The organism is Flavobacterium procerum (genome assembly GCF_042431625.1).
GTDB classification, from domain to species: Bacteria; Bacteroidota; Bacteroidia; order Flavobacteriales; family Flavobacteriaceae; genus Flavobacterium; species Flavobacterium procerum.
Map to the genome: position 1 here is coordinate 767,212 of NZ_JBHLYW010000007.1, position 23,643 is coordinate 790,854.

Consider the following 23,643-nt stretch of genomic DNA (forward strand, 5'->3'; position numbering starts at 1 on the left):
TGTTTTTAAAGCCGTAAATTAAATATTTGTGAGTATCTTTGGGTTTAAATCCGAATATCTTGAAATCGATACTTATAAAATCAGTTTTCTTCTTTTTCATCGCTTTTTACACTCAGGCACAAGAATTACTTCCTTTCGTTGAAAATTACAACAAGTCAGACTACCAGGGTGATAACCAAATTTGGAATGTCGCACAAGGAAAAGATGGCGCAATGTATTTTGCCAATAATCACTATTTGCTTCGTTATGATGGCGTAAAATGGGAAAAATATACACTTCCAAACAAAACCATTATCCGTTCAATTTTAATTGAAGGCGACAAGATATATTCTGGTTCGTACAAAGAATTTGGTTATTGGTACAGAAAAGACAGCAAAATGCATTATGTCTCGATTACCAAAAACCTTCGATTATTTGACGAAAAGGATAATGAAGAAATCTGGAAGATTTTCAGGTTTAACGGCGCGCTTTATTTTCAGTCTTTCAATGATATTTTTATTTATGACGGAAAACACATTAAAAAGATAAAATTTCCTTTCCTGATTTCGTATTGTTTTCCTGTAGATAATAATCTGTATGCGGCTTCGGTTAAATATGGAATTTTTAAAATGAATGGGAATAGAATAGCAAATCCTAAAGGATGGAATGTTCTAAAAAATACTGTCGTTCACGCTATCGAGAAGCATAAAGGCAAGACCTATATTTTTACCCAGAAAAAAGGAGTTTTTATCATCGAAAAAAATGGTTTAAAGTCTTGGGATAATCCAATAAATGAAACCCTAAAGAATGCGACAATCAACGTTGCAAAATTCATTAATGGAAATAAATTGGTTATCGGGACAGGAAATAGAGGAATCATTATTTTAGATCTTTCGACGAATCTCTACAAAAACATTGAAAGAGATAATGTGTTAATGAACAATTCGATTCTAAGTTTAGCGATTGACAAGGAAAACGATTTGTGGCTAGGACTCGATAACGGAATTGCGCATGTTGAGGTAAATTCTCCAATTTCATTCTTTTATGATAATTCGGGCATTTTGGGTTCGGTTTATTCGGTTGCAATTACCAATAAAGGTTATTTGATTGCTTCCAATCATGGAGTTTTTGAATACGCTTCTGGAAAGTTTAATATGATGCCCAATACGCAAGGTCAGGGATGGAATATTTCTAAAATTGACAATAAATACATCATCGGGCACAATGATGGGTCGTTTTCTTATGATAATGGTTCTCTGACCAAAATAAACGGAGTCAGCGGTGGCTGGAATTTGACTAAAAGCAGTATCAACGATACCTATTTTCAATCGACCTACAGTGGGATTTTGGTTTACGATAATTACAAAGATCTTTCGAAATACAAAATTATAAAAGGCCTAGCCAAACCAATAAAATATGTTGCTCAGAACAAAAGGAACGAAATCTGGGCTGCCGATAATTATCGAGGTTTGTACAGGGTTTTACTGGATGACAACTATAACACCAAAAAAGTCGAAAATGTTACCCAGCAGAATAAAATTAAAAATGATTTCGGAATCAAAATTTTTGAATTTAGAAATGAAATTTTATTTCTTATTAATAATTCTTGGTACACCTTTAATTCAATTAATAATAAGTTGGTCGAAAATGAATTGTTTAATACCAACTTTAAAGATGTTTCAGATGTGGTTGCCATAGACGAAGACCATTTTATGGTGTTGCAGAATGGTATTTTGTATCATATTTATGCTTCGGGAAATAAGTTTATTTGGAATATCATTCAAGAGAAATATTATAAAGGAAAGCTGATTAATGAAAACCTCAGGATTTTTAAAAATCAAAACCATTATTTATTCAATCTTGACGATGGTTTTATTTCATTACAACTGGAATATGAAAACAAGCAGAAGTCTGCTGTAGAGATTGAAGCTTTCAGCGATTCAAACCTAGTTCCGAACGAGTCAAAAATAAAATTTAATACCGAATTAAGAATTAACGTCATTTCTGGAATTTACGGAGCGAGTAAACCGAATTTGTTTTACAGATTTGATAAAAACAAAGAATACACTCCAATCTCAGACGGATTGATCATATTAAACAATCTAAGCAGTGGCTTTCACAATGTAGAAATTTTTAAACACGATGGAGCTACTTATGATAAGGTTTCGACTTTTGAGTTTAAAGTAGCAGAACCTTGGTATTTTTCGTTTTGGATGGTCATGCTTTATCTGTTTGTTATAGGTGCAATTTTGTTTTTCTATTACAGATGGAATAAATTCCGTTATACGCAGAAATTGAAATTGCAGGCAGAAGAACTCAAACATCAGAGAGAAATTCTAGAAATGGAATTGAAGAAAGAAAACGAATTGAACATTCAGGAATATGAAAAACATATTCTAGAGTTAGAACTGCAGACAAAATCATCTGAAGTGGCAGGTAAATCGCTCTCTATTGCAAAACAGAGTGAAATGATAGAAAATATTCAGAATATTCTAGAAACAGAAAAAGATTTTAATAAGCTTAAAAGCGAAATCAAAAAAGCAATTAAGATTAATGAGGTAAACAAACACGAATGGGAAACTTTTGAAACAAATCTGAATCAGATTCACAATGAATTTATTATTAATCTGACAAAGAAGTTTCCGAATCTTACTCCAAAGGATATAAAACTTTGTGTATACCTCAAAATGAACCTTTCTTCGAAGGAAATTGCGCCTTTAATGAACATCTCATTTAGAGGAGTAGAATTGCATAGATATCGTCTAAGAAAGAAACTTAATCTTACTCAGGATGAAAACCTCTCAAAGTTTTTATTAAGTCTGTAAGATTCGGCTTTATTTTTTAAACATATTATATTTTTAAACATCTTTTTTTATATAATTCTAATACATCATTACTACATCATAATGGTATGTTAAAGCGTTGTGGTTTGTAATTAATTTTTTGATATACAGTATTTTACGGCTTATTTATGATGTAGTGATGTAGCTGTGTAGGGGTAGTATTTGATGTACTACAACGTTGTAATTATGTAATTTGGCTCTACTAACTTAAACGATTACATACTGTATGAAAAATTTTATTTTTAGCTTTTTAGCGCTCTTGCTGCTGCCAGCTTATATGTCTGGACAGTCAATTAAAGGAAAAGTAGTAGACAGTAATGGAGTTGGAATTCCGGGAGCTATAATAGGAGCCGCGGATTCAAGAACTTCTGCTGATGCTGATTTCGACGGTAATTTTACAATTAATGCTAAGGTCGGCGAACTTTTAAAAGTTTCAATGCTCGGTTTTGATGCGGTTACTGTTCCTGCGACTGCCGCGCCAATGACTATTACCCTTAAAGAATCTGGTGACACAGTCTTAAAAGATGTAGTTGTTATTGGTTATGGTACTAGAAAGAAAATAGATAATACTTCGGCAATTACTTCATTAAAAGCAGAAGATGTTACTAAAACCAAAGTATTAAATGCTTCTCAGGCCATTCAGGGTAAAGCTGCTGGGGTGCAGGTTACTTCTTCAGATGCTCCAGGAAGTACACCTTCTGTAGTTATTAGAGGTTTAGGTACTGCATTGGGAGGAAGAAATCCTTTATATATTGTTGATGGAATGCCAACGGAAAACATCAATAATATCAATACAAACGATATTACGTCTTACGAAATCCTTAAAGATGCTTCTGCTCTGGCAATTTATGGAACAAGAGCGGCAAACGGGGTTATCATCATTACCACTAAAAAAGGGAAAGGTGATAAAGTTACTGTAGAAGTAGAAAGTTTTGCAGGTTTTAGAAAACCGCTTAAAACTATGAAAATGGCAAACAGCGATCAGTATGTTGCTTATACAAATGCTGCGCCAGGAACTATTAATTATTTTGCTGCAAACCAGCCTTACAACACAAATTGGTTTGACGAAATAACAAGAACTGGTTCTTATTCACAAAACAACGTTTCGATTTCTGGGGCTTCAGAAAACGTTAAGTATTTCTTTAGTGCAGGAAATTACGAAGAAAAAGCGGTGTTAAATGGTTTAGATTACAGCCGTATCAATTTTAGAAATAATAATGAATACAAAATTTCTAAAAGAGTTACTTTAAATCAGAACTTTAGTTTTACTTCGGCTAATTCTTCGCCAAAACCTCTAAGCGCTTTTACAAACGCTTACAAGCAATCTCCAATTGTTCCGGTTTATTTTTCTACAGGACAATATGGTGTATCTTTTAGAAACTCAGATGATGTTGCTGGGCCAACAGGAGAAAAAGGTGCATTTAACAATGTTGGAAATCCGGTTTCTCAGTTAAACTTTTATGATGAGCAACAACGCAGCATAACGCTTCAAGGTGGTTTAAGATTGGATTACGAAATTATCGACGGTCTGAAATTTACATCACAATTTAATGGTGAATTTTATACTTGGAAACAATATAATTTTGAAGACACAAAAAATATCTGGTTAGCTGCAGATCCAACTCGTACAGAAGATAAATATCTTTCAACTGCAAACACAAATTTGTTGACACGTGGTAGAGAGCAGTATTTCAACTGGAACTTAACAAATTATTTTACCTACAATAAAGTATTTGCAAGCATTCACGATGTTGAATTAACAGGAGGTATGGAGGTTTCTGTAAAAGGGCCAAGAGAAAAACTTTCTATTGTTAGAAAAAATGTAAATCCAAATTCTAATTATTGGTCACTTTATAATGAAAAAGATGCTAAAGGTGTAGATTATGCCGGTAATGTTGTAAATCTTTATGATATTAAATTTAACGAAAGTAGATTGGCATCTTATTTTGGGCGTTTCCAATATAAGTTAATGGACAGATACTTGCTTACTGGAACGATAAGAAGAGACGGATCTTCAAATTTTGCAAAAGATTACCGTTGGGGAACTTTCCCATCTTTCGGTGCAGGATGGATTGTGACAAAAGAAAATTTCTTATCAGATGTCAAAGGTGTTGATATGATCAAATTGAGAGGAAGCTGGGGTAAATTGGGTAACCAAAATGTACCTTTAAACAATCAAGCTTACAACTCTGGTCTTAACAGCTATTTAGGAGGTTCAATTCTTTATGAAGGAACAACAATTTCTTCTCAAATTGATCCAAGTTTATCTTGGGAAATTACAGAAGAGGCTTCTGTTGGTATCGATTTCCAACTTTTAAACAATAGATTATCAGGATCTTTTGACTACTATGATAAAAACACCAACAACGTAATTTTAAATACAAAACCTTATCCAACTTCTGGTATTACTTTGGCAACTCCTGCACACGTTGGAGAGGTTTCAAACAAAGGTTACGAGATTGCTTTACGTTGGGATGATAAAATTAACGATCAATTCAGCTACTGGGTAGGAGGTAATTTCTCTCACAACCAAAATAAACTTGCTGGATTAAAAGATTTGGAGCTTTCTCCAGTAATTGGTGGAAATCTTGGAAATGGTCAAAATACTAAAATATTAGACAAAACTTCTGTAGGACAGCCGTTAGGAAGTTTCTATATCTACGAATACGCTGGTATCGATCCTGCAAATGGCGATATGTTATATTACGATGCTTCAGGAGCTAAAGTTGTTCAAGATGATTTAGACTTGACAAAAGACAGAAAATATGTTGGTTCAATTCTTCCAAAAGTAAACTACGGTGTAACATTAGGTCTGAATTACAAAAACTTTGATTTCTCTGTTGATGGTTACGGAACAGGTGGTGCAAAAGTGTACAATGGAAAAAAAGCACAGCGTTTTTCTGGAGAGAATATCGAAGCATCTCTAGCAAGAGATTTCTGGACACTAGCAAATGCAGACGCTTCTAATCCTGCACCATTCAATCAGGTTCCAGTTGCTTCAACTTATTATTTAGAATCAGGAGATTTCTTCAGAATCAACAACATTACTTTAGGATACAAACTTCCTCTTAACGAAACAAGTTTTGTAAACTACTGCAGAATCTATGTAAACGCAATCAATCCATTTATCACTCAGAAATTCTCTGGATTCTCTCCTGAGCTAAATGGCGACGGTAATCCTTACGGAACTCAAGGAGTTGAGCTTGATGCTTATCCTACTTTAAGATCGTTCGTTATTGGTGCTAATTTAAAATTTTAATATTATGAAAAAGATATATATATCAATGTTTGCGCTGTCAGCATTATTTTTTACCGGCTGTGCAGAAGATTTTTTAGATGTAGACCAAACCGAATCTATCTCTACAAAAGATATTGAATTGTTTAACAATGATGCTGGTGCGACAACCTTTGTGACTTCTATTTACAGTAAATTTTTAGATTGGGATATGAGTTCATTTGGCTGGATCGGACTAGCGAGCATCACTACCGATGATGCAGATAAAGGTTCAGCTCCAGGTGATACAGGAACTGATAAAGATGTTTTGGATGCCTTGACTTATAATGCATCAAATCCTTCTGCAGAAAGTACTTTTATAGCTCAGTATGATGGAATCAACAGATGTAATCAGGCGTTAAATATTCTTCCAAAATTAGATAAAGCGAACGGTGCTTTAAGAGAAAGATTAATGGGAGAAGCTAAATTCTTAAGAGCTTTCATGTATTTTACTTTGGTAAAATGTTATGGGGGAGTTCCAATTGTAGATCATTTGCCAAATCCATCTTCTCTTGAGGACAAAAATATGTTGCTTTCTCAAAGAACTGCAGCAGAAGTATATGCTTTTATCGAGAAAGATTTGAATGAGGCAATCGAGGTATTACCAGTTAAATCGGCTTATGCTTCTGATGAGAAAGCAAGAGCTTCAAAAGGTGCGGCTTACGCATTATTGGCAAAAGTTAACTTATACCAAAAAAACTGGCAAAAAGTAGTAGACAATTGCAATCTGGTTACAGGATATTCAATTGACCCAAGTTATGCTAGTATGTTTAGAAAAGCTGGAGAAAATGGTGTTGAATCTATTTTTGAAATCAACGGAGTTGGTACTGTGCCAATTAAAGGTATTGCAGGATATTCTAATACGCAAGGTGCACGTGGTACCGGCGGATGGGGATGGGGATTTAATGTTCCTTCTCAAAGTTTGTTAAATGCATACGAAACGGGAGATGTTAGAAAAGATGCAACGATTATTTTCAGAGGTACAACATTGTATGATGGAAGAGTAGTTCCGTCAACGGTAGAAAATCCAATGTATAATTTTAAAGCCTATTCTTCTCAATTTACAGATGCTTGGGAAACAGATGCTAATATTACTTACTTAAGATATGCAGAAGTTTTATTGATGAAAGCTGAAGCTTTGAACGAGTTAGGGCAGACAGCTGATGCTATTCTGTTGTTGAACCAAATCAGACACAGAGCTGGTCTTGGAGATACTCCAGCAACTACTCAGACAGCAGTAAGAACTGCAATTTGGAAAGAAAGAAGAGTAGAATTGGCTTTTGAATTTGACCGATTCTTTGACTTAGTACGTACTGGTCAAGCAAAAGCCGCTTTTGCTGCTGACGGAAAAGTATTTACAGAAGGTAAAAATGAATTATTCCCAATTCCGGCGTCATTCATTATTCAGGCAAATGGTTTAACAAAACAAAACCCTGGTTATTAATACAATCTTTAAAATCACTTCCTTCAGATTTTGAAGGAAGTGATTTATTTATCCAATCATATTAAAACTAAGACATGATAAGATTTTCACTTTTACTGCTTTCTTTCGCTTTTTTAAGCTGTGGCTCGAAAGAGACTGACAAGAAAGAGAAAGAAGAAAATAAAATTTCTGTAGAAAAATTATCCGATGAACAGCTTTTGGATGTTGTTCAAAAACAGACCTTCAAATATTTCTGGGATTATGCAGAACCAAATTCAGGATTAGCCAGAGAGCGTTACCATCCTGATGGGAATTATCCTGAGAATGATGCGCATATTGTTACAACAGGTGGTTCAGGTTTTGGGCTGATGGCAATTGTTTCTGGAATGTCCCGAGGATATATTTCTAAAGAAGATGGAGTAAAGAGACTCGACAAAATCGCTGATTTTCTTGCTAAAGCAGATCGTTTTCACGGTGCTTGGTCACACTGGATTGATGGAAATACGGGAAAAGTTAAACCTTTTGGAACTAAAGATAATGGAGGCGATTTGGTCGAAACGTCATTTTTAGTTTCAGGAATGATTACAGTTCGCGAATATCTCAAAGACGGTAGTACCTCAGAAAAAGCTGTAGCACAAAAATTTGATGCATTATGGAAAGGTGTCGACTGGCAATGGTTTACCAATGGAAAAAATGTCTTGTACTGGCATTGGTCGCCAAATTATGCTTGGCAGATGAATTTTCCTCTTGAAGGATACAATGAATGTCTGATTACATACATAATGGCCGCATCTTCTCCCAATCATTCAATAGATGCAAAAGCATATCATGAAGGATGGGCAAGAGGCGGAGCTATTGTTTCGTCTAATACAAAATACAATTTACCGCTTATCTTAAAACATAACGGAGCTGCAGAATTTGGCGGACCTTTATTCTGGGCGCATTATTCTTATGTAGGATTAGATCCGAATCAATTAACAGATAAATATGCCAATTACTGGGATTTGAATGTAAATCAGGTAAAAATTGATTATCAGTATTGTGTAGAAAATCCAAATAAATTTAAAGGATATGGAGCTGATTTTTGGGGGCTTACAGCTTCATATTCTAGAAATCCTGATGGTTCCGATGGTTATGATGCACATATGCCAAGTAATGACAAAGGGGTTATTTCTCCAACGGCCGGGGTTAGTTCGATTGTTTATACGCCTAAAGAATCAATCGCATTGATGAGAAATTTATATGAAAACCATAAAGAACTAACCTGGGGGGCCGCGGGGTTTTATGATGCTGTTAGTTTAGAACATAACTGGAGCGCCAAAAAATACCTAGCAATCGACCAAGGTCCAGAAGTAGTTATGATTGAAAATTATCGTTCAGGACTGTTATGGAAATTGTTTATGAATGCTCCTGAAGTAAAACAAGGTTTGCAGAAACTTGGTTTTAAATCCGGAAAATATGAAATTCAATAAATGAAATACAAAATAACACTTTTAGTCTTGTTTTTTTCTTTTTTGGGTTTTGCGCAAAGCGAAACTACCGGAAAACTAAAAACGGTAAGTATATCCAATTATGAGTTGGGCTATATTTTGCATAAACCTGCAGATGTAAAGAAAAAGAAGCCATTGATAGTTTTTGTTTCAGGAGATGGAGAAAAAGGAACTGATATTCAGAAAGTAAAAGTTCACGGACCTTTCAAATATTTAAAAAATCATTCATTAGACGCTTATATTTTGGCGCCACAATGTAAAGAAGATGAAGATTGGGACGTAGAATCGATTTACCAATTGATTCAAAAAGTCCAAAAAGAAAATAACATAGATTCAGAAAGAATATATGTTACCGGATTAAGTTCGGGAGGATGGGCAGCATGGAATCTGGCCATTTCTTATCCTGAAATTTTTGCGGCCGTAGTGCCTATTTCAGGTTATGTTGATTTGATTCAAATGGAAGAAATCTGTAAAATCAAAAATATTCCTTCGAAAATCTATCACGGATTATTGGATGATGTGGTAAATGTGAATTATTCGATATCGGCCTACAAAGAATTAAAAAAATGCAATGCCCAAGATGTTCAATTGACCATTTTTGATGATGCAGGACATGACAGCTGGACAAGGGTTTACGACAATCCTGAAATCTATAATTGGATGTTACAGCAGAAGAAAACAAATACAAAAAATTAGTTAGAAAAATGAAATCGGTTTTATTAAGACTTTATGCTTAATGAGAAATTAGGATTTTATATTCCAAAAAATAAATTCAATACCTATGAAAAACAAATTAATCTTACTCTTTTTAGGATGTACTGTTTTGGGTTTTTCTCAAAAAAAGAACACTAAAAACGCAGTAACCATTAAACCAAAATCAGAATTTGTAACCGAACTTTTGTCTAAAATGACTTTGGATGAAAAACTAGGACAGTTAAACTTACCAACTTCTGGAGACATTACAACGGGTCAGGCAAACAGCTCAAATATTGCAAAAAATATTGCTGAAGGTAAGGTTGGCGGTTTATTCAACATTAAATCGGTACAAAAAATTAAAGAAGTACAAAAAATTGCTGTTGAGAAAAGTCGTTTAAAAATTCCATTGCTTTTTGGTATGGATGTTATTCACGGTTACGAAACAACATTCCCAATTCCGCTAGGATTATCTTGTACTTGGGATATGGGCTTAATTGAAAGAAGTGCGCAGATTGCAGCAAAAGAAGCAAGTGCCGACGGAATCAATTGGACATTCTCTCCAATGGTTGACGTTTCTCGCGATCCAAGATGGGGAAGAGTTTCTGAAGGTTCTGGAGAAGATCCATATTTAGGAAGCCAAATTGCAAAAGCAATGGTTAACGGATATCAGCAGCACGATCTTTCTAAAAACAATTCAATCTTAGCTTGTGTGAAACACTTTGCATTATATGGTGCTCCAGAAGCTGGACGTGATTATAATACTGTGGATATGAGCCACATTAGAATGTTTAATGATTATTTTCCTCCTTACAAAGCCGCTGTTGATGCCGGAGTAGGTTCGGTTATGGCGTCTTTTAATGAAGTAGACGGAATTCCTGCAACAGGAAGCAAATGGTTAATGACAGATATTTTAAGAAAACAATGGGGTTTCAAAGGTTTTGTAGTAACAGATTACACAGGAATTCCTGAAATGATTCCGCACGGAATGGGAGATCTTCAAGATGTTTCGGCTTTAGCTTTAAATGCTGGTGTTGAAATGGATATGGTTGGAGAAGGTTTCTTGACTACTTTGAAAAAATCTTTAGACGAAGGAAAAGTAAAAATTGAAACAATCGACAATGCTGTAAAATTGATTTTAGAAGCAAAATACGATTTAGGATTATTCCAGGATCCATACAAATATTGTGATGAGAAAAGAGCAAAAACGGAGATCTTCACAATGGACAGCAGAAAAGAAGCGCGTCAAATTGCTGCACAATCTTTAGTATTATTAAAAAACCAAAACCAATTATTGCCTCTTAAAAAATCAGGGACAATTGGTTTGATCGGACCATTAGCGGATGCGAAAGAAAACATGCCAGGAACTTGGAGTGTGGCTACCAAAATGGAAAATGCCGTTTCATTATTAAGAGGAATCAAAGAAGTAGCTGGAGCAGGAACTAAAGTTTTGTATGCAAAAGGAAGCAACTTAGATTACGATGAAACTTTCGAAACGAATGCAACCATGTTCGGTAAAACATTACACCGTGATGCTCGTACAAAAGAAGAATTATTAGCAGAAGCTTTAAAAGTAGCAGAACAATCTGATGTAATTGTAGCAGCTCTTGGAGAATCTGCAGAAATGAGTGGAGAATCTAGCAGCCGTACGAATTTAGAAATTCCACAAGCGCAAAAAGATTTATTAAACGCTTTATTAAAAACAGGAAAACCGGTTGTTGTAGTTTTATTTGACGGACGTCCTTTGGTAATTACTGAAGAAGAAAAAACAGTTCCAGCTATTTTAAATGCTTGGTTCGCGGGTACGGAAGCGGGTTATGCTATTGCTGATGTTTTATTTGGAGATGTAAATCCTTCTGGAAAATTAACATCAACTTTCCCAAGAAGTGTTGGTCAATTGCCAATTTACTATGCACACAAAAATACAGGAAGACCTCTTTCTAACACTGAAGGAAAATTCGAAAAATTCAGATCAAATTATATTGACGAAAGAAACGAGCCATTATTCCCATTCGGATTTGGTTTAAGCTACACGACTTTTGATTATTCAAACATTAAAATTTCTTCTGATAAAATGAATTTCAGCGGAAAATTGAAAGTGACAGTTGATGTAACGAATACTGGAAATTTTGACGGAAAAGAAACAGTTCAATTATACATTAGAGATTTAGTTGGTTCTGTAACAAGACCAGTTAGAGAATTGAAAGGTTTCCAAAAGATAACGCTTAAAAAAGGCGAAAAACAAACAGTAAGTTTTGATATTACTGTTGAAGATTTAAAATTTTACAACTCTGATTTACAATTTGTAGCAGAGCCAGGACAGTTTGATATTTTCGTTGGAGGAAGTTCGACTGCCGACAAGAAAGTTAGTTTTGAGTTAACTAAATAGTTGGTTTATTTATTGTAAAAGCCCTTCGTATGGTTAACGAAGGGCTTTTTTTCTGAAATAAATATCAATTTAAAATGTAATGAAATGAAGAATTTTAAAATAATAAGTTCATTGGTATTACTGATTGTTTTTTCTTTCGGTCACGCGCAAAAGAACGCAATTGTAGCCCATCGTGGTGCGTGGAAAAAGAACAATCTGCCAGAAAACTCTATTGCTGCATTAAGACATGCGATTGACCTAAAACTGCCTGGATCAGAATTTGATGTCTGGAGAACAGCAGACGATTCATTGGTAATCAATCATGATGCGCATTACAACAAACTGCTTATCGAAGAAACCAAATATGCTGATTTGATTCAATTTAAGCTTTCTAACGGAGAAAAACTTCCAACATTATACGAATATATTTCAGAAGGAAAAAGAAATAACAAACGCACACTTTTAGTTTGCGAAATCAAGCCTTCAGAAATCAGTAAAGAAAGGGGACAAAAAACAGCTTTGATGGCCGTTGAGATTATCAAAAAGCTAAAAGCAGAAAAAAATACTTGTTACATCAGTTTTGATTATGAGATTCTCAAAGCCATCAGAAAAGCGGATGCTAAAACTTCTTTGCAATATTTAGAAGGAAATAAATCTCCAAAAGAAGTAAAAGCTGATAATATCAATGGTGTCGACTATCATTATTCAGTTTTTCAAAAACATCCGGAATGGATTAAAGAAGCAAAAGACAATAAAGTAATTTTAAATGCTTGGACTGTTAACGAAGCCTCCGATATGGATTGGATTATAGAACACAAATTCGATTACATTACGACAAACGAACCTGAACTTTTAAGCGAGAGATTAAAAAACAAAAAATAATCTTGAGGCTTACTAACATCAATCAAACAATGAAAAAAAAACATATACTTTTTGCAATGTCGATTTTGTTTGTGATTTTTTTCAATCACAATCTTTTGGCACAAAAATTAGGTAAGACAGAATGGTTTGATCCTAATAAACCAGCAACCACTTATTGTAATCCAATTAATATTGGCTACAATTATACGACTCACAATCATAACGGAATTCCGTATTCTCGTCGTTCCAGCGCGGATCCAGTTATTATAACGTACAAAGGCGAATATTATTTATTTGCGACGAATCAGGCGGGTTTTTTTTGGAGTAAAGACATGTCAGATTGGAATTTCGTTTATGGAAGTTTCCAAAGACAACCGGGAGACGATGATCAGTGTGCTCCGGCAGCTTGGGTAGTAAATGATACTTTATTTTACGTTGGTTCTACTTGGAAAAGAGATCATCCAATCTGGAAAACAGCCGATCCGAAATCAGGAAGATGGACACGTCACGTAGACAAAGCAATGTTGCCGACTTGGGATCCTGCCATTTTTCAGGACGACGATAAAAAAGTTTATATGTACTATGGTTCAAGTGGAAAACTGCCTTTAGTTGGTGTTGAGGTGGATTACAATACTTGGCTTCCAAAAGGGAATCAGGCAGATTATGCAACATTATACAAAGCAACAGAAGTAGAAGATATTCAAAAGCCTTATGGACAGATAAAAGAAGTTGCCATTCTAGATCCATCAGCTCACGGTTGGGAACGTTTTGGACCAAATAACGATATGGAACCTGCGCCTTGGGGAAATTTTATTGAAGGTGCTTGGATGACCAAACACAACGGAAAATACTACATGCAGTACGGTGCGCCAGCAACAGAATTTAAAGGTTATGCAAACGGAGTACATGTGGGTGATAATCCGCTTGGGCCGTTTACGTATCAAAAACACAATCCAATGTCTTATAAACCGGGCGGATTTGTAATTGGTGCAGGACATGGAAATACTTTCGCTGATAACTACGGCAATTATTGGAATACGGGAACTTGTAAAATCTCAATCAAAGACCGTTTTGAGCGTCGCATTGATATGTTTCCAGCTGGATTTGATAAAGATGACGTGATGTATTCCATTACTTCTTATGGAGATTTCCCAATCGTTTTGCCGACAAGCGAACGCGATCAGACCAAAGGAGCTTCATCTGGCTGGATGTTGCTTTCGTACAAAAAGCCTGTAACAGTTTCTTCTTCGGAAGAATGCATGGAAGTGGAAACACACAGAATGGATAATGGTGGAAAAAAAGTATATGAGAAATTCTGTTACGGACCAGAAAATCTAACAGATGAAAATATCCAGACGTATTGGTCGGCTAAAACCAGTAATCCAGGCGAATGGCTTCAAATGGATTTAGGAAGACCAATGGAAATAAATGCCTTGCAGATTAATTATGCTGATCATAAAGCAACACAGTACAACAAAGCGATGGATATTTATTACCAATATAAAATATTCATGTCTGATGATGCTCAAAACTGGATTTTGGTAGTAGATAAATCTAAAAACGATAAAGATGCACCGCATGATTATATCGAACTTGTAAAATCATTTAAAGCGCGTTACATTAAAATGGAGAATATCCACAACGCTTCGGGATTATTTGCGATTTCAGATTTCAGAGTTTTCGGAAACGGATTAGCAGCAAAACCAAAAGCAGTGACTTCATTTAAAGTTGACAGAAATAAAGCAGATTCAAGAAATGCGATGATTTCGTGGAAAAAACAAAATGATGCTGTTGGCTATACTATTTATTACGGAATTGCTCCAGACAAATTGTACAACAATATTATGGTTTATGGCGACGATACTTACGATTTTAGAGGTTTAGATAAAGGAACAAAATATTACTTCACGATAGAGCCTTTTAATGAAAATGGAATTGGCCAAAAAAATAAGATTATAGAAGTAAAATAATTTTTATTTATTGAATATTTAAAAGCCCTGATTGCAAATTGCAGAATTTGTAATTAGGGCTTTTTTATGAAAAAGGTTGTGGAAAAACTCTGACAGTTTTATAGATTTTTTGTTTCTTTGTCAATTAAGCCAAAAAAACAGAGCACAACCCAAAATGTTATATAAACTATGAAAAAAACGATTCTTTTAGCAGTTTTAGCTATAAACGGATTGACATCTTTTGCACAGTCAAATGATGAGAAAAACATTAAATTATTTTATAAAAAAGCCCTTACCGAAGCAAAATGTTATACTTGGCTGGAGTATTTGTCAAATGACATCGGAAGTCGTCTTTCGGGTTCAAAAGGTGCTGCAGAAGCGGTAGAGTACACCAAACGCCAATTGGAATCTTTAGGATTAGACAAAGTGTATGTTCAGGAAGTAATGGTGCCTCATTGGGTGCGTGGTGAAAAAGAAACAGCTTATATCTTAGACGGAAAAGTAAAAACCAATATACCAATCTGTGCTTTGGGAGCTTCTATTGCGACTCCAAAAACAGGTCTTGTGGCTGAGGTAATTGAAGTTCAGGGAATAAAAGAATTAATTGAACTTGGAGCTGATAAAGTAAAAGGAAAAATTGTTTTTTACAACCGACCAATGAATCCAGAAAACATTGAAACTTTTACATCATACGGAGCTTGTGTTGATCAAAGATATGCTGGTGCAAAAGAAGCTGCAAAATTAGGAGCAGTTGGAAGTATCGTTCGTTCAATGAATTTGCGTTTAGACGATTTTCCTCATGCAGGAAACCAAAGTTATGGCGACTTGCCAAAAGAGCAATACATTCCTACAGCAGCAATTAGTACAAACGGAGCGGAGTTGTTGAGCAAGTCTTTAAAAGCAAATCCAACATTGAAATTTTATTTCAAACAATCTTGTCAGACACTTCCAGATGCATTATCGTATAATGTAATTGGTGAATTAACGGGAACTGTTACACCTCAAAATATTATGGTAGTAGGCGGGCACTTAGATTCTTGGGATTTAGCCGACGGTTCTCATGACGATGGAGCAGGAGTTGTACAGAGTATGGAAGTGATTCGTATTCTTAAAAACTTAAACTACAAACCTAAAAATACGATTCGTGTGGTTTTATTCATGAATGAAGAAAACGGCGGAAAAGGCGGTGCTAAATATGAAGAAGTTTCAAAACAAAACAAAGAGAATCACATTTTTGCTTTAGAAAGTGATTCAGGCGGATTTACGCCAAGAGGTTTTTCTATCGAAGCTGATGATGCTAATTTGAAAAAAATCCAAGGGTATAAAGATTTGTTTGAGCCTTATTTGATTCATAGTTTTACAATAGGGCATGCAGGTTCAGATATTAGCCATTTAACTTCTCAAGCGATTGTTAAGGCAGGTTTAAAACCAGATTCTCAACGTTATTTTGATTATCATCACGCAGCAAACGATAAATTTGATGCTATCAACAAAAGAGAGCTTGAATTAGGAGCTGCAACAATGACGGCATTAATGTACTTACTTGACCAAAATGGAATTACACTTCCAGCGTCAAACTAAATTTTCAATAAAGAGTTCAAAAAAGCTGCAAGTACCAACTTGCAGCTTTTTTTATAATCCAAAAATAGTATTTAAAGTTTCATTACAACCAAACAATACATAAAAGTGATTGGAAGGTTTGAAAGTAGCAATAAGATTTTAAAACCGATATCTTTTCGCTGTTCCTGAAGTTTAAAGAATTTTTCCATTAAGTGGAAAAACATGATGCTATTTGCGATTATAGTGGCTAGCGCAAAAGGCCAAGCCAGAATAAGCACATTAGAATTTCCGTTTGTTATTACATAAAGAACAAACAAGAATGTAATAATTACAAAAGAACCAACAGCCAACTCGATAGACTGCTTTTCTTCAAAAGGTTTGTCGATTGATTTCATTTTTTAAATTTTAAAGGTTTTTTTAATATCTGTTACAGGCATCAGAAGCATTTTTGAAAAGTCTAGATAATAAAACGGATGCGCTTGTTTTCCTTTTTTATATTGTTCAAAAAAATAGTTGATCTTTTTAGGATAAAAAATAGTTCCCGATACCATAACCATAAAGAGATAAAGGCTTTTTTTGCCATTTCCGAAGAGATAAAACTGCATTCCGATTTCTTCGGTAACCGAGATTCCAGTGTCGGTTAAAACATGGATGATGTCATGATCTTCAAGTTTTGGCTGAATATCAAAATGATGCTGATATAAAAAGCTACCGAGTTTATAACCTAAACTGTTTTCTGGATAATCCATAAGTTCAGCTTTGTTGATTTCCCAAGGCTTATTTTTCTTAAAATACTTTTGATAGGGTTCTTTGCTGTATTCGTAAAGTCTTTCTATAAATTGGTCTTTCATTTTGCTTTAGTTTTTTAAAAAGTTCTTTGAATTTCAAAGCTAATAAATAAAAAAAAGGGACTCGGTTTTTATAAAAGACAGAGCCCGTTATATTTAGTAAGTGTCTATTATGGTTTTGAGTAATAAAGAATCGGATAAATCAGATGGCGCTACGACTTTTTCTTCTAGCGGAATTTCATTTCCGTATCTTTCTTTTAGGATAGGCTGTATTCTTGGATCCGTTAAGTTGAAAGCTTTGAGGTTTTTAAGTTTAGACAATTCAATTCCAGCACCGTTTTTATAGACTTTCCAGATTAATTCTGAGCAGTAAATTCTAGTATCCGTCCATTCAAAATAGGCATCGTATTCTTTTCCGAGTAACGACTTCCCGTAGGCTTTCATTTTTTCGATAACTGCTGGAGTCAGGACGGCATTTTCCTTGAGCCTTTTTATTACATATTTAGAATCTCTTCCATGCGTAATCCATTGTTCAAGAGGAGTGATTTTTACTGGCTGTACAGCTTCAAAAACCATCCATTTTCCATCTTGGCTGAAGATAATCCCACAATGAGAAAATTTAGAATTTGTAGCAATTCTGACAGCTTCGCATTGCTTAGACTTTGAAGTTTGAAATATTAAATCTCCATCTTGAATTTGATTTTCAAAACCTGTTTTTCCTTTGTTTCCTGTAAATGGATTGTTCGGGAAAATTTTTATGCTCACAAACAATGCACAAGCAAAACTCAGCAAGAAAGTGATAATCGGAAATAAATATTTTTTCTTTTTCATAAATAGGAACTAAAGTACTTTGAGTCGCAAAGTAAGTGATAAAAAAAATAGCTGACAAATAATATGGCAGCTATTTTCTAAATATATTTTCTCGAAAGATTAAATTCTGAAGATTCCTCCAACAGCAATAATTCGTTGAAAGTAAGTAAAGTGCTGAGAAGCTTTATCATCATTACTTGTTGTAGTTCTAATATCCTGCATGTTGATATAACCACCTTTTAACTCTCCCTGAATATAGAAGTGTTTGAAAAAGGTGATGTTAAGACCCGCTTTTGCAGAAACACCATAACCAGAAACATGAAAGTCATCATGACGCTCTTTACCTAAAAGAGTAGTATTTGTTTTAGGATATAAAAGTCCTGCTCCAAGTCCCTCAGTCAAATTAATCTGAACTTTATCAATATTTGGCAATCCAAACCATTTTGAAATATCATCGAATCTTGCCACCTCAGTATGAACGTAGTTCAAACCATCGGTATGCTCGTACATTAAAAATGCTGGACCGTTTGCATTTATTTCACCATTGCCATAACCACCTTCTTTAGCGCCTCCTTGAGACATATCGACAGGAGTATTGTTGTAATCACCATTGTAAATCGATGCAGGATCAGTTGAAGGCAAATTGATGTATCCATTCACCTTTGCAATTTGATTTTGTGACATTACGTATTTCATGTGGTCCACACCAATTGAAACACTGTAATGATCACTGAAAAAGTAACCGAATCTCAAATTGGTTTGCGGAATCGTCATATTCACCGGATTAATATAATCAACATGCCATCCTTTTGGTTTGTCATGTGCTTTCATATTTTCAACTGTAAAGTTGTAATCCTTACCTCTAAAGTTTACGTCAGAGTTTGAGTAACTTTCTCTGTTACCGCCCCACATTACAAAGAATTTCCCTTTGTTGTGAGCAGCGTATTTTTGTACGGGTATTTCTTCCTGTGCAAATGTGTTTAAAGAAACACAAGCCAGTAAGAAAAATAAAATTTTTGTTTTCAAAGAACTTAAATATTATAAATTAAAATGCGTTAACTGTTTTTCTGATAGCAACCAATTTGTTCATTAAACCTTCAAAATAGTCTAAATGAAGCATATTAGCGCCATCACTTTTTGCATTGGCAGGATCAAAATGCGTTTCAATAAAAATTCCGTCAACACCAACTGCTATACCAGCTTTAGCAACGGTTTCGATCATGTCAGGTCTTCCGCCTGTAACACCTGCAGTTTGGTTTGGTTGTTGTAAAGAATGCGTAACGTCTAGAACCGTAGAAGCATACTGCTGCATAGTTGGAATTCCTCTAAAATCAACAATCATGTCTTGGTAGCCAAACATAGTACCGCGATCAGTAACCATAACATTTTCGTTATTACAATCTAATACTTTTTGCACAGCGTGTTTCATGCTTTCTGGACTCATAAATTGTCCTTTTTTCAAGTTAACCACTTTTCCTGTGTTAGCCGCAGCTACAACAAGATCGGTCTGGCGAACTAAGAAAGCAGGAATCTGTAAAACATCAACATATTGAGCTGCCATAGCTGCATCTTCATTAGTGTGAATGTCGGTAACTGTTGGAACATGAAAAGTTTCAGACACTTTTCTTAAGATTTTTAAAGCTTTTTCGTCTCCAATTCCAGAGAAACTATCAATTCTTGAACGGTTTGCTTTTTTAAAAGAGCCTTTAAAAACATAAGGGATTTGAAGCTTGTCGGTAATGCCGACTAATTTTTCAGCAATTCTAAGTGCCATTTCTTCGCCTTCGATTGCGCAAGGGCCCGCTAGTAAAAAGAAATTTCCGCTCTCAGTATGCTTAATTTGTGGAATATTGTGTATGTTCATTGTATGAATTTTTGGTAATACAAAGGTAATTAGGATTTATGAATAGCAGATGAAGATTTAAGATTATTTTATGAATCCCGATAGCCATCGGGACTGCTATTCGCTTCAATATTTTTTTCCAAATCCTTTTTTCTTTATCCTTGCAGGAGCTTCCTTTGGTCGCTCTGCAACGACCAGAAAAAATAGGCTTTCTCAAAAAATGATTTCTGCTTCTATCAGGGCTAAGGACTCTAGTGGAATCAAGAAAATTCATCTAAAATCATATGTGATAATTTGGTAGCAATATTAGGATATCAAATGAAAGTAGTAAATGACATTTATCATGTTTTGTCACACTTGCCACTTTTATTTAAAAATGAGTTTCTTTAATCGAATTGAGAAAATTTAAGTTAATTTCTTAACATTAGAAAATCTTTTGGATTGAATATAAAATCTCCAAAATAAAATCTGTCCGGTAAAAAATAAAATGTTTAGTAGAATATTCAGTACCACGACAATCGTAATTGAATTCACAAAATCGACTGCAGTAAGGGAATTAAAATAAAGAATTTCATAAAGACTGAATTTTGAAAGAAGAACACCAGTCAAAGTAAAACCTAAATGAATCATGAATTTTTTTAAACTCATGCTTTTAGCAATTTGAGAAAGTCTCCAATATAAAACTGTAGAAATTGTTAAGAAAACAAATTTTATCAAATTTGCCGTAATACGTCCTGTTGTAATATTTGTATTCCAACCAGGAACCAAAGACGATAAAAAATCTGATTGCAGATAGATTATGTCATAAGGAAACAGCACAAGAGATAAAGCCAGAAAAATTCGAAAGGCTGTTTTTATTTTCATCTTGTAATTTTTATTGGTAATTTTTTCTTGTAAGATGTTGCATGATGATGACCATTAAAAGCATTATGAAAATAAAAAATGAGATTAAGATAATGCCAAGCATTCCCATTCCGCAGTGGTATTCTTTGCCGTTGAAATTTTCATAAAAATTACGATAGGCGATAAAATAAGCAACAATCGAAAAAATTACCTGCAATGTGATACTGATTAGAGAAACAGCGCCAAAACTTAACGGAATAGTTTTTTTTATAGCTTTTTTACCACAGATTAACTGGAAAAATAACGCTATAAGGATTAAGATAAATGGAGATTCTCCGTACATAGATAATAGTTTGTAATGATTGTTCTAAATAAATTCAGAACTATTCCTGTTTAATGCTCAATCCCATTGGAACCATTAAAATTCCTTTTTCATAAATATTCAAATACAGTTTGACAGGCTTTTTTTGTCCGTCCCATTTTAGTTCATAAACATTCAAAAATCCAGCGCCCATATTGCTTCTTTTAGTCGGAAAAGGGCAACAGGTTTCAAGGCGCGTATAGGTTATTTTTTCACCGTTTGGTCCTGCAAGGGCATTTAAGAAACGTGTTTCGTTTAAAGCTTCGTCAGTTGTGTTTCTAAAAAAAATATTTACTGGATAATCAGGGTCGTAGCCATATTTTTTATCATTGCTGAAAAGTGTAATGGCAAACGTATTATTTTTTTTCAGAACTAAATCGGGAGCATTATCATCTACATTTTTCAAGGTCGATTTAGTGCTTACACAAGAAGTCATAGCAATTAATAAAATAATGAAAAGGACAGTTTTTTTCATGGAGTCGGTTAATTTGGTCTAACAAATGTAAGAGTTTTGCAGTTTCTTATTTCGTTTTTTTTGGATTGAGTTTTAAAATACCAATTACAATCAGATATTGTGCCATAAGATAGGTCAGCATTATAAAAAACGAACTTTTTTCTATTGGATTATAGAATTTGTTTACGGCCAGAATGCTGTCTGAAATTACAAAAAACAAAGCACCCGAAAACACGAGCTTATTTCCTGGTTTTTCCCAGATTAACAAACCATTGAAGGCAAACAAGAGCATTGTAGAAATCACGCTCGCATATGCAATAACTGGTATTTCTAAATTTCCGAGATTCGGCAATAAGAAACTGACCATTCCAATAAGGTAGACGGCTATTAAAATACTTCCGGCAATAAAGATGTTTTTGTTTCTTTTTTTTGAAGACCTGATCTGGTGATTAAAAAGCACAGAATAAGTGATATGCGCTATTAAAAACAAAACCAAGCCGAGGATGAAATAAATTTCGCCCAAATCTGTAAAAAGCAAAATTATATCGCCAAGCCACGAAAAGAAAAGCGCGACCATTAGATTTCTTTTGGTTGGAAATTTGTGATGAAAATAAGTTACAAAGAATAAAATCGGAATCAGAATTGGTTTTAGAAAGAGGTCAAAATGTTCATATCCGAGCAACATCGCAATCAGATAAAGAACGCAGACAACAATGAAAATTTTAAAGAATAATGAATTTTTCATATCATGGTTATGAATTTATAAATTGGTTTTGGCTAGTTTTAAAATCGATAGTTACAAAATACATACTAATCAGCAATGATATAAAAGCATAGCTGATTAAAATATAGCTGCCTACAGAAATAATCAGATTTAGCTGAAACCAATCACCGTAATATGTTATTATGAAAAGCAATAAAATAAAACGAAACATCTCCCAATACACCGAATACTTACTTTTATCCATTAACTCTGCAGAGCTGTATATGGTGACAAAAATATAAAATCCGTAGATAAAAATAGCTGGAAGGCCGATTTTTGCAATATTGTTGAATAAGTAGCTTACAAAGAGCAAGGTAATCAGCATTTGAATGACCGACCACCAAATTAGTTTTTTGGAATTATAGATGCCGTATTTTTCAAATTCATAAACATTCTCAATCTTTTTGACAGGGTATTTTTCTTCAAAATTTTCTGGACGCCAGCCTGTAGGTTTAAACCAGATGGTAAATTTGTCTTTCCAATTTTCTGCCCGCCACGCATCTTTTATCAATAATGTTAAATGCTGAAAATTGATTTTTACAGGATTCCACGTCGCTGCCGGCCTCGTGATTCCGAATACAGGTGGAACCTCGTCCAGTTCTTCCTGAAAAGTGCCGAAAAGTTTGTCCCAGAAAATAAAAATCTGGGAATGGTTTTTGTCCAAATATTCCGGATTTATGGCATGATGCACTCGATGATGTGAGGGCGTTACGATAATATGTTCCAGAAAACCTAATTTTTTGATGTGTTTGGTGTGATACCAAAACTGCAAAAATAAATGCAACGGAAGCGTAATCGCAATCACAGAAGCCGGAACACCCAGCAAAGCAGCAGGAATAAGTAGAAAAGTAAACAGATTTACCAGGCTTGCAATGGGTTGTCTTAGGGCACAGGCAAGATTAAATTCTTCACTACTGTGATGGATGGCGTGTTTATTCCAAAGAAAATTAATTTGATGTGCCAGCCTGTGACTCCAGTAACCGTAAAAATCAATTACAAAAAAGGCGATGAAATAGGAGAGTGCATTTGCTTCTAAATGCTGCAAAGCGATTTTTGAAACCAGCCATTCATACGAAAGAAAAGTAACACTTAGCCCTAAAACATCTTTAACCGAATTGGTAATTCCGGAATTGATGCTCGAAACGCTGTCTATTATAGGAGCTGTATCATTTTTTTTATAAATGCCATACAGTTTTTCAAAGACAATTAAGACTAAAAAAACTGGCATCGCAATAATCAGTATTTTTCCGTATTCTTCCATAAAAAAAAGCATTCTAAATTATTCAAATATATAATAAAATAGAATACTTTTTAAGTTATTGGTAATTTTAATGCTTTTTT

General features: G+C 34.5%; 19 protein-coding genes. 9 read left to right on the plus strand and 10 right to left on the minus strand.

Annotation, left to right across the window (positions count from 1 at the left end):
* Positions 1-59: 59 nt before the first annotated feature.
* The 9 genes from ACFFLS_RS09045 to ACFFLS_RS09085 all read left to right on the plus strand — a co-directional run bounded on the left by ACFFLS_RS09045 (position 60) and on the right by ACFFLS_RS09085 (position 16,461).
* Positions 60-2,804, plus strand: a complete 2,745-nt coding sequence (locus ACFFLS_RS09045; protein WP_379686264.1) for a helix-turn-helix and ligand-binding sensor domain-containing protein — start codon at positions 60-62, stop codon at positions 2,802-2,804.
* A gap of 244 nt (positions 2,805-3,048) precedes the next feature.
* The gene (locus ACFFLS_RS09050; protein WP_379686266.1) at positions 3,049-6,081 is read left to right on the plus strand and encodes a SusC/RagA family TonB-linked outer membrane protein; all 3,033 of its coding nucleotides are present in this window, start codon (positions 3,049-3,051) and stop codon (positions 6,079-6,081) included.
* A 4-nt stretch (positions 6,082-6,085) separates the two neighbouring features.
* Positions 6,086-7,540, plus strand: coding sequence for a RagB/SusD family nutrient uptake outer membrane protein (locus ACFFLS_RS09055; protein WP_379686268.1), 1,455 nt, complete (start codon positions 6,086-6,088; stop codon positions 7,538-7,540).
* A gap of 74 nt (positions 7,541-7,614) precedes the next feature.
* The gene (locus tag ACFFLS_RS09060; protein WP_379686270.1) at positions 7,615-8,991 is read left to right on the plus strand and encodes a glucoamylase family protein; all 1,377 of its coding nucleotides are present in this window, start codon (positions 7,615-7,617) and stop codon (positions 8,989-8,991) included.
* Positions 8,992-9,705 (plus strand): carboxylesterase family protein, encoded by a 714-nt coding sequence (locus ACFFLS_RS09065; RefSeq protein ID WP_379686272.1) that lies wholly within the window; start codon positions 8,992-8,994, stop codon positions 9,703-9,705.
* Positions 9,706-9,790: 85 nt separating this feature from the next.
* Positions 9,791-12,091: a beta-glucosidase BglX gene (gene bglX, locus ACFFLS_RS09070; RefSeq protein ID WP_379686274.1), complete on the plus strand. Its 2,301-nt coding sequence runs from the start codon at positions 9,791-9,793 to the stop codon at positions 12,089-12,091.
* Positions 12,092-12,175: 84 nt separating this feature from the next.
* Positions 12,176-12,952, plus strand: a complete 777-nt coding sequence (locus ACFFLS_RS09075) for a glycerophosphodiester phosphodiesterase family protein (protein WP_379686275.1) — start codon at positions 12,176-12,178, stop codon at positions 12,950-12,952.
* 29 nt (positions 12,953-12,981) lie between these two features.
* The gene (locus tag ACFFLS_RS09080; RefSeq protein ID WP_379686276.1) at positions 12,982-14,901 is read left to right on the plus strand and encodes a discoidin domain-containing protein; all 1,920 of its coding nucleotides are present in this window, start codon (positions 12,982-12,984) and stop codon (positions 14,899-14,901) included.
* 168 nt (positions 14,902-15,069) lie between these two features.
* The gene (locus tag ACFFLS_RS09085; RefSeq protein WP_379686277.1) at positions 15,070-16,461 is read left to right on the plus strand and encodes a M20/M25/M40 family metallo-hydrolase; all 1,392 of its coding nucleotides are present in this window, start codon (positions 15,070-15,072) and stop codon (positions 16,459-16,461) included.
* A gap of 71 nt (positions 16,462-16,532) precedes the next feature.
* Here ACFFLS_RS09085 and ACFFLS_RS09090 read toward each other — a convergent pair whose 3' ends face one another.
* From ACFFLS_RS09090 to ACFFLS_RS09135, 10 genes are all read right to left on the minus strand, one after another.
* Positions 16,533-16,835 carry a hypothetical protein gene (locus ACFFLS_RS09090; protein WP_379686278.1) on the minus strand — a complete coding sequence of 101 codons (303 nt, stop codon included), beginning with the start codon at positions 16,833-16,835 and terminating at the stop codon, positions 16,533-16,535.
* Between the two features lie 3 nt (positions 16,836-16,838).
* Positions 16,839-17,291, minus strand: a complete 453-nt coding sequence (locus ACFFLS_RS09095) for a Coq4 family protein (protein ID WP_379686280.1) — start codon at positions 17,289-17,291, stop codon at positions 16,839-16,841.
* A gap of 93 nt (positions 17,292-17,384) precedes the next feature.
* Positions 17,385-18,059 carry a YiiX family permuted papain-like enzyme gene (locus ACFFLS_RS09100; RefSeq protein ID WP_379686281.1) on the minus strand — a complete coding sequence of 225 codons (675 nt, stop codon included), beginning with the start codon at positions 18,057-18,059 and terminating at the stop codon, positions 17,385-17,387.
* Positions 18,060-18,158: 99 nt separating this feature from the next.
* Positions 18,159-19,064 carry a hypothetical protein gene (locus ACFFLS_RS09105; RefSeq protein WP_379686283.1) on the minus strand — a complete coding sequence of 302 codons (906 nt, stop codon included), beginning with the start codon at positions 19,062-19,064 and terminating at the stop codon, positions 18,159-18,161.
* A 19-nt stretch (positions 19,065-19,083) separates the two neighbouring features.
* The gene (gene kdsA / locus ACFFLS_RS09110; RefSeq protein WP_379686285.1) at positions 19,084-19,902 is read right to left on the minus strand and encodes a 3-deoxy-8-phosphooctulonate synthase; all 819 of its coding nucleotides are present in this window, start codon (positions 19,900-19,902) and stop codon (positions 19,084-19,086) included.
* A gap of 384 nt (positions 19,903-20,286) precedes the next feature.
* On the minus strand, positions 20,287-20,745 hold the full coding sequence (locus ACFFLS_RS09115; RefSeq protein WP_379686286.1) for a hypothetical protein: 459 nt from the start codon (positions 20,743-20,745) through the stop codon (positions 20,287-20,289).
* A 10-nt stretch (positions 20,746-20,755) separates the two neighbouring features.
* Positions 20,756-21,067, minus strand: a complete 312-nt coding sequence (locus tag ACFFLS_RS09120) for a hypothetical protein (RefSeq protein WP_379686287.1) — start codon at positions 21,065-21,067, stop codon at positions 20,756-20,758.
* Between the two features lie 40 nt (positions 21,068-21,107).
* Positions 21,108-21,560 carry a 2-dehydro-3-deoxyphosphooctonate aldolase gene (locus ACFFLS_RS09125; RefSeq protein ID WP_379686289.1) on the minus strand — a complete coding sequence of 151 codons (453 nt, stop codon included), beginning with the start codon at positions 21,558-21,560 and terminating at the stop codon, positions 21,108-21,110.
* A 46-nt stretch (positions 21,561-21,606) separates the two neighbouring features.
* Positions 21,607-22,284, minus strand: coding sequence for a lysoplasmalogenase (locus ACFFLS_RS09130; protein ID WP_379686290.1), 678 nt, complete (start codon positions 22,282-22,284; stop codon positions 21,607-21,609).
* 7 nt (positions 22,285-22,291) lie between these two features.
* Positions 22,292-23,563 carry a sterol desaturase family protein gene (locus ACFFLS_RS09135; protein WP_379686291.1) on the minus strand — a complete coding sequence of 424 codons (1,272 nt, stop codon included), beginning with the start codon at positions 23,561-23,563 and terminating at the stop codon, positions 22,292-22,294.
* Between the last annotated feature and the right edge of the window lie 80 nt (positions 23,564-23,643).